Here is a 12,572-nt window from a genome sequence, read left to right as displayed (position 1 = left end):
GCACCGCCCCGGTGCCCGACCAGGAGGACCTCCATGAGCATCGTCATCACCGGCGCCACCGGCCATCTCGGCCGGCTCGTCGTCGAGCAGTTACTGGCACGCGGCGTCGACCCCTCGACCATTGTCGCCGGCGGCCGCAACGAGGAGGCCCTCGCCGGGCTCGCCGCGCACGGCGTCCGCACCGCCAGGATCGACTACGCGGACCCGGCCACGCTCGAGGACGCCTTCGCGGGTGCCGGGAAGGTGCTCCTGATCTCCGGCAACGAGGTGGGAAAGCGCTCCGTGCAGCACAAGGCCGTGATCGATGCAGCGCGCAGGGTGGGGGCGGAGCTCGTCTACACGAGTGCACCCCGGGCCTCGACCTCGGCACTCGTGCTCGCCCCGGAGCACAAGGCGACCGAGGGGCTCCTCGAGGGATCAGGCCTCACCTACACGGTGCTGCGCAACAACTGGTACACCGAGAACTACGCCGACACCATCCGCCGGGCGGCGGCCACGGGAGAGATCCTGACGGGCACGGGGAGCGGGAGGGTCGCGAGCGCCACGCGCCGGGACTACGCCGAGTCCGCCGCCGTCGTCCTCCTGTCCGGGGAGCACGCCGGGGAGATCCTCGAACTCGGCGGTGACGAGCCGTGGGACATGGACGAACTGGCCGCAACGGTGTCCGCCGTCGCAGGACGCCCGGTGACCGTCCATCAGGTCGGCACCGATGAGCACGTGGCGGCGCTCAAGGGTTTCGGGCTCGACGAGGATGCCGCCGGATTCGCCGCCGCGCTCGACGCCAACATCGCCGACGGGCTCCTCGCGGAGAGCGATGGCACCCTCGCGCGGATCATCGGCCGCCCGACCACACCGCTGAGGGAGTACGTCGGCGAGGTACTGGGCGGGTAGCGGCGCAGCGCCGACCGGAAGACGCCTGCCGATCGGCGGCGGGGAGGAACGAGTGCGCCCTCCTGTACGGGGACGTGCTCCTGTGGTAGACAGCAACCGCGAAGTGCACCCTCCTCGGAACGGACACATGATGGAAGAGATCCCGACACCCCAGCAGGTCACCCGGATCCCGACGCGCCTCGGCGCTCTTCACGTGCGCATCCACGGCCAGGGACCCACCGCGGTGCTGTGGCCGTCGATGTTCGTCGACGGCACTTCCTGGGATGCCCTCGTCCCCCTCCTGGGAACGGGCCGACGCTTCGTCCTCGTCGACGGCCCGGGACTCGGGCTCAGCGACCCGCTCAGGCAGACGACCGACATCGACGGGGCTGCGGATGCAGCGGAGGACCTCCTCACCGGACTGGGAGTCACCGAACCCGTGGACTGGGTGGGTAACGCCTTCGGTGGCCACGTCGGCTACAAGCTGGCTGCCCGCCCCCGCCTCCTCCGCTCCCTCGTGGCCATCAGCGCACCGGCACAGCCGATCCCGGGCGCCCTCCGGGCGAAGACCATGCTCCTGCTTCCCTTGCTGCCGATCATCGGCCCGACGGGGCCGGTGCGCAGTGGCGTGATCACGGCGATCCTCACGGAGGCATCCGCCCGTGATGCCGCGATCCGCCGGACCGTGGTGGACAGCCTGGAACGCCCGACGCGCCGCAGCCTCGCCCTGGCAGTGCGCTCCTTCATCCTCAACCGCCGGGACGTGTCCGGGGAGCTCGCCGCGATCGGCGTCCCCTGCCTCTACCTCGCCTCCGACGACCGCGGCGACTGGACCCCGGCCGATGCCCGCAGCGCCGCCGACCGCACACCCCGCGCGACGGCGGCGACGATTCCCGGTGCGCGGACGCTCATACCGCTCGAGCAGCCCGGACTCGTCGCCGAGCAGATTCTCGGTTTCTGGGCGGACCTCGACGAGGCAGACGCCCGACGGAAGGCGCCGTGACCACTGACCAGGACCTCTCCGTCGGCCAGCTGGCTGCGCGCAGCGGCATGAGCGTGTCCGCGCTGCACTTCTACGAACGCCGGGGCCTGATCACCAGCCGCCGCACCACCGGCAACCAGCGCCGGTACGATCGCTCGATCCTCCGCCGGGTCGCCGTCATCGGCGCCGCCCAGCGTGCGGGCATCCCGCTCGCCACCGTCGCCCGCGCGTTCGCCGAGCTACCGACCGACGGCGTCCCGGACCAGGCGGACTGGCAGCGGCTCTCCGCCGCGTGGCAGCAGGAGATCGACAAGCGGATCGCGCAGCTCGAGCACCTGCGGGACCGGCTGGACGGCTGCATCGGCTGCGGCTGCCTGTCCCTGGCCGCCTGCGGCTTCGTCAACCCCGACGACGCCGCCGGTTCCAGGGGCATCCGGTCCACCCTCCTGGACCCCGACCCGCCGATTTGACCTCAACCTCTGTTGAGGTTCTAGCGTTGACGGCATGACGATTCCCACCGGCCACCCGATGGCCACGGCCGAGCTCTTCAAGGACGCGTTCCGCACGCACCCGGCCGGCATCGCCGTCATCACCGCCCGGGGAGTGGACGGACCGGTCGGCCTGACGGCGTCCTCCGTGTCCTCCGTCTCCGCCGAGCCGCCCGTCCTCGCCTTCTCGGTCTCGACGGCGTCGTCCTCGGCGGCTGCCCTCATCGCGGCGGACACCCTGGTGGTCCATCTGCTCGGCGCCGATCAGGTCGGTATCGCGCAGCTCTTCGCGACACGCGGCGCCGATCGCTTCGGCGGGGCGGTGGACTGGCGCCCGCTGCCCACGGGCGAGCCTCTCCTGCTGGAAGCGCCGTGGGCCCTGCGGTGTCGCATCCTGCACCGCCTGCCCGTCGGCGGGTCGATGATCCTCGCGGCGGAGGTCGTGGCGATCGAACAGGGCGACGACGGCGCGGTCGGGGCACCGCTGGTCTACCACAACCGCTCCTACCACCGGCTGGGCGACCACTCGCTGCTGTACTGACGGGCCCCGCCCGGGGTCTCGGCCTCAGGGCACCAGGACCAGCCGGATCGGGTTGCCTTCCTTGCGCTCCAGGCGTTCGACGGCGGTCGCGGCGTCGCGCAGCGGCAGCGTGTCGCTGATCGAGCGCGAGAAGTCCAGACGCCCGAGCTCCGTGAGCGCCACGAGCTCGGGCACGTGGTGCGCCTCCGACCCGTAGTGGCCGCGGACCTGCTTGCGGGTGTAGGAGAACGCGGTGCTGTCGGAGATGGTGATGGGGGTGCCGCTCAGTCCCACCAGCACGAGCCGGCCCTGCCGTCCCAGGCACGCGACAGCCTGTGCCCGGACGGCGTCCACCCCCGCGAAATCGAAGGCGACGTCCAGCCCCCGCCCTGCCGTCGCTGCCGCCATCGACGCCGCGAAATCGTCGGCGAGAGGATCGAGGGCAACATCCGCGCCGAAGGCGAGCGCGCGCTCGCGGGCCTCCGGCAGCGGGTCGACCGCGACGATGGGGGCGGCCCCGATCATGCGGAGCAGCTGGACGCCGTGGGCGCCGAGCCCGCCGACACCCCACACACCCACGGCTTCGGCGGGGCGGACGCGTCCCGTCGAGACGATCGAGGCCCAGGGCGTGGAGACGGCATCGGGAATGATGGCGGCCTGCTCGTAGGAGAACCCCGCGCTCAAGGGCACCAGCACGCCGGCCGGCACCACCACGTATTCGGCCCAGCCGCCGTCGTAATCGACGCCCATCGTGAGGGTGACTCCCCGGTACTCGTAGCCGGCCTGCAGCACGACGCGGTCGCCCGTGGTCCACCCCTCGACGCCGTCGCCCGTCAGGTCGACGCTGCCCGACACCTCGTGCCCCAGGGTCACTTCGTCACCCTGGAGGTGCATCGGCTTCAGCAGCCCCTGAATCAGGTGGACGTCCGACAGGCAGACGCCGGCGGCCTGGACCTTCACGCGCACGAAGCCCGGCCCCGGCACGGGCACGGGAACTTCCTTGACCTCGAAGGTCCCGGTGCCGACGTCGAGTCTTCCGGCAAGCATGGTCTCGTTCATGGTGTCCTCCCAGACGGTGAACCCCCATGCTAGCCAGCGCCCCGCGCCGCACCAGTGGCCCCGCGGCAACCTTGACCTCACGGGCCGGCCGTGGGCTCGGCGAGCCATTGGTTGCCTCTGCGACATAAAGCCTAGAATGAACCGTCATCGACAGAGGGGACCGGCTCGTGCGCGACGCCTGGAAGCGGCTGGGCTCATTCACCGCCGTCGGGACCGTGGCCTTCATCGTGGACATCGCGGTGTTCAACATCCTCTCCTCGGGGCTGGGCATGGGCCCCATCTCGTCGAAGGTGTCCTCCGTGGCCCTGGCGACCGGCGTCTCCTGGTGGGGCAGCAGGCACTTCACGTTCCGCGGGTTCGGGGGCCGGGCGAAGCGCCAGGAAGCGATCCTCTTCGGGCTGACCAACCTGGTGGGTCTCGGCATCGCGACGGCCTGCCTCTTCGTCTCGCACTACGTCCTGGGCTTCAGGAGCCCTTTGGCGGACAACATCTCCGGGAACGTCATCGGCGTCCTCCTCGGCAACGTGTTCCGCTACCTCGCGTACCGCTTCGTGGTGTTCCAGTCTCCGCACCGTGCCTCCGACGGCCGGTCGGGCGTGGAGGCCGCGGCTCCCGGGAAGAGCCCGGAATGAGTCCGATGCCACCTGTCCAGCGGAAGATTCCGGTGGGATGGCCGATGCCCGCCGCGTAATGTTGATGATGTAGTCAGCCTGCTTGCAAAGCTGACGGGCCGTCCCGCCACCATGCACCACCGTTTTCGGAAGTCCCCGCCATGCGCGCCCCCTCAACCCTCCCCACCCTGGCCATCAGCATCGGACTGCTGCTGTCCGGGCCTGCGGCCGCCGACGCGTCCCCTGCTCCGGCCCCTACGCTGTCCGATCAGGTGTCACCCCCCGCACCGTCCGCGTCGCCCCTTCCGGCCATGACCGGCACGACGCCCGCCGCGCCGCCCACCACGCCGCCGGTCGAGCAGTCCCCGAGCGAACCTGCGGTCCCGACCGACCCTCCGGCGGACGTGACACCTCCCGTCGAGGACGTGATCGACACGGCCCCCGGCACCACGGCTCCCGAGCCCACCGCGACTCCGACGACCAGTCCCGAGCCGGCACCGGACATGTCACCGGCCCCTCCCGCAGCGGACGCTCCGACGACGCCCGCCTCCCCCGCCGACGGCGCGACACCCAAGGAGACGGACCCGGCCGAGGCCCCCGCCCTTCCGGACGGGGGGCAGCAGCCCGGCGTCGGCGAATCCGTCGTCGTCGACCGGTCGGTGCCACGTGCGCCGCAGCCTGTACCGGCGCCCGCCGAGAACGGCGCGGCACCCTCGCGGGTGCCGACCCCGGTCGACGAGGTGCGGATCGACAAGGTGGATCAGGCGGAGCAGGCCGAAGCCCTCCAGCAGCCCGCCGAGGGCACATCGCTCCGGTACACGGTCGCCGGGATCCTGAGCATCGTCGCCCTGCTCCTCGCCCTCGCGATCGCCTTCGTGGCCCAGCCACGGCGGCGACGCGGCACGCACTGACCGGCATCACCCGACCAGCACCGGACCGACGGCGCCGCTGAAGTACGGCCTCGCATTCAGGTGGATGCCTGCGGGCACCCTGCATAGGGACAGCAGGAGCCGGGAGTGACCTCCCGGCTCCTGCTGTCGGTCAACCCTCGAAGCTAGCGGACCTGGAGGGTCAGCATGCCCGTCGAGTTGGACTGGACCACCTCGATCTTCGTCCCCGTGCCGGCGACGACGACGGAACCCTGCGGGTTCGTGGCGTCGTAGTAGGCGTTCGGGTTGGTGTCGTCGAAGACGGCGACACCGGGCCGCGACGGGGCGGTGAGCGTGGTGACGCCTGCCGCCGTCTCGCGGTGCAGGCTGAGCGCATCGGTGGCCTGCTTGCCGAATGTGGCGTCGAAGCTCTGGATGCGGTTGCGGACGATCGTGCCGTCGGACCACGTCAGTGCCTTCGGGTGGGCATCCACCGGCAGGGCCAGGCCTGCGCCCGGGTGCTGGCGCGTGTTGTTGTTGCTCTGGGCGGTGTTCCAGTAGGTGATGCTCAGACCGTCCTGGTAGGCGTAGTGCTCCACGGTGTCCGGCGCGGTGACGCCCCAGCCGAAGTTGTACGGGCCGGTGGCGAGCGTGGCGTCGTAGCCCGCGTACACGCGGTTCTCCGCGATGTAGAAGCGGTTCTTGCCGGCGGCGTCCTTCGGCAGGGACACGACCACGGCCTGCGGGGCCTTCGTGGCGTGGAACGAGGGACCGATCTTGTGGGTGGACTTCTCGCCGGCCGTGGCGACGTCGTAGTCGAGCCAGCCGAGCTGCAGCTTCTCCCACGCGCCCATGTGGTTCGGGGTGGTGCCGATCGAACCGTCGCCGTGTCCGAGCCACGAGCCGGAGCTCATGAGGCTCCAGAAGCCGGTGCCGTTCTCGCCGCCGCTGGTATCATACAGGTCCGGCAGGCCGAGGTCGTGGGCGTACTCGTGGGCGAAGACACCCAGGCCGCCGTTCTCGGGCTCCGTGGTGTAGTCGCGGATCCAGACGTCGGATTCGCCGATCTTGATGCCGCCGAAGGGGTTCGCGGACGGGCCCGCGGTCCCGCGGCCCGCCTGGCCCACGGCCCAGCGGTGGGACCAGATGGCCGACGACGCCGCGCCGGCCTCCTCGCCCTCACCGGCGTGGATGGCCTGGAAGTGGTCGATGTAGCCGTCGGCCTCGTTGAAGTCGCCGTCCTTGTCGAAGTCGTAGCGGTCCCACTGGTCGAACGTCGCGAGGTAGGCGTCGATCTCGGCGGGGGTCTTCCCTGCCGCGACCTGCGAGTCGTACCAGGCGTTCGCGGTGTCCTGCACGAAGCGGGTCATGTCCGCCTGGCTCTCGGTCTCGCCGTAGCTGGCCGAGTTGTAGGGGACGGTCACCCAGTCGCTGACGTCGCCGTCGACCGTGTACCGGCCGCTGGACAGCTCCCCGTAGACGCTCTTGAGGGACTCACCCTCCTCGCTGAAGAACATGTCGAGGTAGTGCTGGCGGTCGAAGGAGTCGGTCCAGTAGGTGGAGTTGTCCACCGTGCGGTCCGGTTCCTTGATGGCGCCGTGCGCGGGACCGGCGGTGGACGCCGGGAACCGCGGATCGACCTTGTCGCCGAAGTCGACGAGGAAGGACAGGATCTGGTCGCTGTCCTGCAGGCCGTACTGCGCCCACTGGCCGGGGGCCACCTTGACGGCCTTCGAGCCGTTACGGTCCTCGACCTTCGCCTCTCCGGTGAGGACCTTGCCGACGGCCTGCTGGTTGAGATCGCGGCGCGCTGCGTCTGCGGGGTCCGAGCGGTCGTCGAGCCGTTCGGCGGTGCCGTCGGCGCTGGGCGAGGAGGTGAAGGACGACGGCGCGGCCGACGCGTCCGCCGAGGGGCCCGTGGTTGCCTGAGCGCTCACGGGAGCAAGCACGACGGCGCCGGTCACGGCCAGCGCTACCGCGCACCGCAGCCCCCGGGTACGAGTAATGGAATTCAAGGGTTCTCCTAGATGAAATGTCCCGGCCGCCGTAGGACACCCACGGACCCGGTGCCTACAGCGACGAACATGTTGCCTGAGTCACATGTTCTGGTGGGACCGTAGCACCGGGGTCGGACACTTCGGCGATCAGTTGCACTCTGTGAACCATCTTCGTCCTGCACTCTGGTGCGAAGGGGTACGCGGTCGTATAGTGCCGCGCTGTTGCCCGGGCCGCGCCGTCGCGCCCGGCTTCGACGCCACCGTCTGCGTGTCGCATCGGGACACGCCGCATTTCAGGCTCTCGGCGTCCGGAACACGGGAACGGCGGCGGGTGACCTCAGACGAACGGTGCCAGCACCGCCGCGGCCTCGCCGGACACCTCGGAGCGGGTGGTCGCGTGCACGGAGAAGCGGATGCGGTCCTCCCCGTGGAGCGTCGCCGTGACATCGGCGGCCGCCAGGGCCGCGTGGGCCTCGGCCGCGCGCCCGGGGATGCCGGCCACCACGATGCCCGCGGCGTCCGATGGATCCTGCGGCGAGAGGACCGGCACACCGACGGCGTCGAGCTGCCCCATGAGCGCCTGGGCGTGGGCGGCCACGGCGCCCTCGATCGCCCGCACACCCACCGTCTCGATCAGGGCGAGGGCCTCGGCGAACGCGCCGGTCGCGTAGGGCGAGAGGTTCGAGACGGAGAAGCGCCGCGCTCCTGGCAGCGGCGGATGCTCCGCGCCGTCGTACCTGCCGGACTCGGTGACGCCCGTCCAGCCGGTGAGCAGCGGCTCGATCCGCTCCATGCCCTGCGGCGACAGCGCGAGCGCGGCCACACCCCAGCCGGCGCGGACCCACTTCTGCGCGCCGGCGACCAGGACATCGGCCGGCGTCCAGTCGAGGTCCGCGACACCGAACGCCTGGATGCCGTCGACCACCAGCAGCCGATCCGGACCGATCACCGCGCGGATGCCCGCGAGGTCGGCGCGGTACCCGGTGCGGAAGTCCACGGCGCTGACGCTCACCGCGACGGTGTCGGCCGTCAGGGCGCGGGCGACGACGTCGGGCGTCATGCGGGTGCCGGGCCCGCCGGTCAGCTCGACGCGCGCCCGGCCCGCAGCGCTGGTGCGGAGCCAGGGGTAGGTGTTGGCGGGGAATTCGCCCGCGCTCACGAGCACCGAGCCTCCGGTCAGGCCGAACGCCACCTGGAACAGGCCGAGTGAGGTGCTACCGGTCAGCCCGACGTTCTCGACGGGGTAGCCGCTGAGCCGCGCGAAGGATTCCCGGGCGCGGAGGTCCTCCCCGTACAGGGTGCCCCCGATCCGGGGACCGCCGTCGCCGGCGAGCTCCATGAGGTGCGCCACCCGCTCTCGGACCGCGCGCGACGGCGGCCCGTAGCTCGCGAAGTTCAGGAACCCTCGCGCTTCCGTGAAGGACGCCCGGTAGGACGCGAACGCATCGTCGTCGTGCTGCGCAGGACTGGTCATACTCTTTTCCTCCGCTATCGGCCCACGACGCGCTCCGCCACCCCGCCGGCCCTCAGCACGGCGGTCCTGGCGGCCTAGAGGCCGCACTCCTTCTCGACCGTCTCGCCGCTGGCCAGGAACTGCTCCCTGAGTGCCGGATCCGCGGTCGCCCCCGCCTGGGCCGCTGCCTGCCCCTTGACGATGAGGCCGGCGAGGGTGTCGATCGGTTCCTGCAGCGGATCTGAGGCCCTCGTTGCCAGGTCATCGAGCTGGAGCGCGAGTTCCGCGACCTGTTCGTCCGACGGCTCGGAGTCGAAGATCATGATGGCCTGCTCGAGTTCGGCGCACGTGTCCTCCTTGGACAGCTGCTGCGGCGCTTCGGTCGTCGGCGGCTGCGATGGTCCGGACGACGGTTCCTGCGCCGCTTCGGATGCCTCGGAGGACGGCTGCTGGGCCGCCTCGGACGACGGCTCCTGCGAGCCGCAGGCGGTGAGCGCGAGCAGCAGCGCGGCGAGTGTCAGTAGTTTCTTCACGATTCCCCCAGTGTGGTCCCAGTTCCTTCATCCTTGCATGCGGAGACGGGTCGGACGGGGAACCGGACCTCCGCTGCGCCCCTGCCCTCAGCGCCGTTTGTTCCTGCCCTTGAGCAACGGGTTGGGGCTGTTCGTGACGATTCTGCCCGACTCGTCGTCGACCGGTGCGGCCCGGCGACGGCCTGCGGCGTCGGCGGCCCTGCCGCGCGCGCGGCCGCCCGACCGGCGGGAGCGGGCATCGAAGGCGGCATCAGCATCGGGGTCGGCTGTCGTCTTGCCGTCGACGCTCGTGACGATGCGTTCCTTCCGCACCTCGTCCCTCACCGTGGCCCTGCCCGCGACGGTGGTCCTGGCCAGCCGGACACGCTCGACGGGCACGGTCTCCCTGCCCAGGATCACGGCATGCTCCTCGTGGCCCACGAGTTCCACGACCTCCTCCTGGAAGAGCGACTCGCCCACGGGTGCGGTGCGCGCGGTGATCGGCTCCCGCTCGATCAGCAGTTCCTCCTTCAGCAGGGGCACCGTCTGGCGTGCCTCCTCGGTGACCACATACTTCCGCAGCCGGACGCGGGCAGCCTCGTGCATCTCTGTCCGGACACGGAGCCGCTCCTCCGAGCGGATCATCCAGGGTCCGCCGTCGTCGGTCCTCTCACGGGTGGCGGCGCCCTGACCCGCGGCGGGATCACCGTCGGCTCCGTCGCCCGCCGCGTCGTCATCCGCCGTCGTCCCGTCCAGGCCGTAGTGCGCGTACAGCACACCCTTGTCCTCAGGGCTCAGATGGCCGTCACGCTCGATCGACGGCGCGTGCCGGATGAGGTCCCGCGGATACGCGACGACGAGCCGGTCGTCCTGCACCGTGGCGCCGTCGAGCGGCACGAAGGACTCCTTCGTGCCGAACAGGCCCGTGTGGACGGTCACCCAGGTCGGCGTCTCGGTGGCATCGTTCAGGTACACCTCGCCGATCGACCCCACCCTGTCCCCCTGGTCCGTGACGACCGCGGTGCGGTGGCCGAGAAGGGGATCGAGATCGCGCATCGTGAGCATGGTGTTCCTGTCGTCGGTGTCGCCCGCAGGGAGCGGCGCATTGACGACAGGATAGAGTGGTTCGACCCGATATAACAAGTATGCTTACTATCTCGGCTCGCCGTGGACAGTCAGCGGAGGGCGGCCGATCCGGGCAGGAGTCGGGGCCGCGCGAGAGCGGCCAGCAGCTCGTCCGAGACGGCCTGCGCCTCGAGGTCGTGGGCCCCACCGCTGACCAGCAGCTCGTCGGCACCCGTGCGTGCGTGCAGCGCGGCGAGCTGCCGCTCCACCTCGTCCGCCGTCCCGTACACGGCCGCGGCCAGCGACTCCCGCACGAGCCCCTCCTGCCGCTCCGTGAGCGGGGCCGCCGCGAGGTCCAGGGGCGGGAAGGACCCCGTGGTCCGGGAGGCGGCGAGCGCGCGGGCCTCGGGCAGGAGCAGCTGCCGGGCCGCCGCCGTCGTGCCTGCCACGGCCACGTTCAGCGACACCGTGACGTGCGGCTCGTCCCACCACCGGGACGGGCGGAAGGACTCCCGGTAGCGCTCGAGCGCGGGATCGGCGTCCCGGAACAGGGCCGGCCCCCCGAGCACGACGGCAAGGCCTGCTCGTGCCGCGATGTCCACGCCCCGGCCCGTGGCCAGGACGAAGACGGGGGTCCGGCCGCCATCGGTGGGGCGGGCGGTGATCGGCGCGGTGCCACCGAGGAAGGCGAGGAGATCGGTGACGTCCTGCTCGAAGCGGCCGGCGTCCTCCCCGTCCGCCCTGAGCGCGGCCCGGACCGCGGAGGTGAAGCCGAGGGACCGGCCGATACCCAGGTCGAACCGGCCGCCGCTCAGCGCGTTCAGGGTCGCCGCCTGCTCGGCGACCACGAGGGGCTGGTGGTTGGGCAGCATGATGCCGCCGGTCCCGAGCCGGATCGACGTCGTGGCGGATGCCACCGCGGCCGCGAGGACGGCGGGTACGGACCCCGCGATGCCGGGCACACCGTGGTGCTCCGCGACCCAGAACCTCCGGTAGCCGAGCCGTTCCGCACGTTGCGCCCGCGCGATCACGTGCCGCAGGGCCTCGGCCTCGGAGGAACCGGTCCGGGACTGGGCGCGGTCGAGGATCGAGACACCGGCGAAGGGAAGGGGCATATGGAGGGAACCCGCGGCCCGCCGGCGTCATTCCGCGTGCGGGACCGGTTTTCCGATAATGGGGGTGGCACGCGTCAGGATGGGTTCTCATCGCCGGCCGCCCCTGCAGCGCGGCGTGGTCTCGACCGGAAGGACTCCCCGCCATGATGGGCGCCCACCATGCTGCCTGCGGCGCTGCCGCCTGGGTCGCCGCCACCACCCAGATCGAGGTGCACGTGGGCCGATGGCTGCCCGTCCTGCCCGAATCGGTCACCCTCGGCCTGGGGCTCCTCGACGTCAGCCCCGTCGGCGTCGTCACGGGCGCCCTCGTGACAGCGGGTGCGGCGCTCCTGCCCGACGCCGATCATCACAGCGCCACGATCGCGCATTCCCTGCCGCCGCTGTCCAATCTGTTCTGCGCCGGCGTCGGCGCGATCTCCGGCGGCCACCGGCGCGGTACGCACTCGCTGCTCGGGGTGGCCGCGTTCGTCGCCGTCGCTTTCGTCGCCGGGCTGTGGACCGTCGAGACCGTCGATTTCGGCACCATCTATCCCGGTGCGGGGCTGCTCACGGTGCTGCTGGTCTCCTTCGCGGCGAAGGCCCTGAAGATCATCCCGGACCGCATGCGGAAATCGCCGTGGGCCGTGGGCATCACCGCCGGGGCGTTCATCACCGCGTTCGCGCCCGAGGAGCAGTTCTGGTTCCCGCTCGCCGTGGGCATCGGCGTCGTGGTGCACATCCTGGGCGACATGCTGACCACCGGAGGCTGCAACCCCGTGTACCCGCTGCGGCTCAGGAGGCCGCGCAGCCTGGCGAAGATGCCCGTCGTCGCGCAGGTCTGGCGCCCCAACGGCAACATCGCGGTGCCCGTCCTCGGCAACGCCGGATCCCTGCGCGAGTGGTGCCTGCTCGTGCCCGTCTCGCTCTACGCTCTCGGCGGGATCTGGTGGGCGGTCCTGAAGATCGACGACGGCGGGATGGTGGCCGCACGCCTCGCCGGTGGCGGATGATCGGCGGCGCGAAAAATGCCCGAAACATGGGCGGATTAGGGT

At 71.3% G+C, this 12,572-nt stretch carries 13 protein-coding genes; 7 read left to right on the top strand and 6 right to left on the bottom strand.

Going from position 1 to position 12,572, the window contains the following annotated elements:
- Positions 1-33 precede the first annotated feature (33 nt).
- The 4 genes from MWM45_RS01265 (at position 34) to MWM45_RS01250 (ending at position 2,881) form a co-directional block, all read left to right on the top strand.
- Positions 34-891: an SDR family oxidoreductase gene (locus MWM45_RS01265; protein WP_247827792.1), complete on the top strand. Its 858-nt coding sequence runs from the start codon at positions 34-36 to the stop codon at positions 889-891.
- Positions 892-1,018: 127 nt separating this feature from the next.
- Entirely contained in the window at positions 1,019-1,873 is an 855-nt protein-coding gene (locus MWM45_RS01260; protein WP_247827791.1) for an alpha/beta fold hydrolase, read from the top strand.
- The gene (gene soxR, locus MWM45_RS01255; RefSeq protein WP_247827790.1) at positions 1,870-2,322 is read left to right on the top strand and encodes a redox-sensitive transcriptional activator SoxR; all 453 of its coding nucleotides are present in this window, start codon (positions 1,870-1,872) and stop codon (positions 2,320-2,322) included. Before MWM45_RS01260 ends, soxR begins: the two co-directional genes overlap by 4 nt.
- A 34-nt stretch (positions 2,323-2,356) precedes the next feature.
- Complete coding sequence (locus MWM45_RS01250) at positions 2,357-2,881, top strand: flavin reductase family protein (protein WP_247827789.1); 525 nt, start codon at positions 2,357-2,359, stop codon at positions 2,879-2,881.
- 24 nt (positions 2,882-2,905) lie between these two features.
- Here the strand turns inward: MWM45_RS01250 and MWM45_RS01245 are convergent, their stop codons facing one another.
- A complete protein-coding gene (locus tag MWM45_RS01245) occupies positions 2,906-3,919 on the bottom strand; it encodes a zinc-binding dehydrogenase (protein ID WP_247827788.1) in 1,014 nt (337 codons plus the stop codon).
- A 167-nt stretch (positions 3,920-4,086) separates the two neighbouring features.
- Here MWM45_RS01245 and MWM45_RS01240 point away from each other — a divergent pair, with 167 nt between their 5' ends.
- Positions 4,087-4,551: a GtrA family protein gene (locus tag MWM45_RS01240; protein WP_247827787.1), complete on the top strand. Its 465-nt coding sequence runs from the start codon at positions 4,087-4,089 to the stop codon at positions 4,549-4,551.
- Positions 4,552-4,691: 140 nt separating this feature from the next.
- Entirely contained in the window at positions 4,692-5,441 is a 750-nt protein-coding gene (locus tag MWM45_RS01235) for a hypothetical protein (protein WP_247827786.1), read from the top strand.
- 143 nt (positions 5,442-5,584) lie between these two features.
- On the opposite strand, the gene MWM45_RS01230 is transcribed toward MWM45_RS01235, so the two are convergent.
- The 5 genes from MWM45_RS01230 to MWM45_RS01210 all read right to left on the bottom strand — a co-directional run bounded on the left by MWM45_RS01230 (position 5,585) and on the right by MWM45_RS01210 (position 11,541).
- Positions 5,585-7,414: an immune inhibitor A domain-containing protein gene (locus MWM45_RS01230; RefSeq protein ID WP_247827785.1), complete on the bottom strand. Its 1,830-nt coding sequence runs from the start codon at positions 7,412-7,414 to the stop codon at positions 5,585-5,587.
- Positions 7,415-7,733: 319 nt separating this feature from the next.
- Entirely contained in the window at positions 7,734-8,870 is a 1,137-nt protein-coding gene (locus tag MWM45_RS01225) for an aminotransferase class V-fold PLP-dependent enzyme (RefSeq protein WP_247827784.1), read from the bottom strand.
- Between the two features lie 74 nt (positions 8,871-8,944).
- A complete protein-coding gene (locus MWM45_RS01220; protein WP_247827783.1) occupies positions 8,945-9,382 on the bottom strand; it encodes a hypothetical protein in 438 nt (145 codons plus the stop codon).
- Between the two features lie 87 nt (positions 9,383-9,469).
- Entirely contained in the window at positions 9,470-10,426 is a 957-nt protein-coding gene (locus MWM45_RS01215) for a PRC and DUF2382 domain-containing protein (RefSeq protein ID WP_247827782.1), read from the bottom strand.
- Between the two features lie 110 nt (positions 10,427-10,536).
- Positions 10,537-11,541, bottom strand: a complete 1,005-nt coding sequence (locus MWM45_RS01210; RefSeq protein ID WP_247827781.1) for an MsnO8 family LLM class oxidoreductase — start codon at positions 11,539-11,541, stop codon at positions 10,537-10,539.
- Positions 11,542-11,684: 143 nt separating this feature from the next.
- On the opposite strand from MWM45_RS01210, the gene MWM45_RS01205 reads away from it, so the two are divergent.
- Positions 11,685-12,530 carry a metal-dependent hydrolase gene (locus MWM45_RS01205; protein WP_247827780.1) on the top strand — a complete coding sequence of 282 codons (846 nt, stop codon included), beginning with the start codon at positions 11,685-11,687 and terminating at the stop codon, positions 12,528-12,530.
- Positions 12,531-12,572: the final 42 nt, after the last annotated feature.

This window comes from Arthrobacter antioxidans, assembly GCF_023100725.1.
Lineage (GTDB): Bacteria > Actinomycetota > Actinomycetes > Actinomycetales > Micrococcaceae > Arthrobacter_D > Arthrobacter_D antioxidans.
This window is presented reverse-complemented; position numbering and strand designations above follow the sequence as displayed.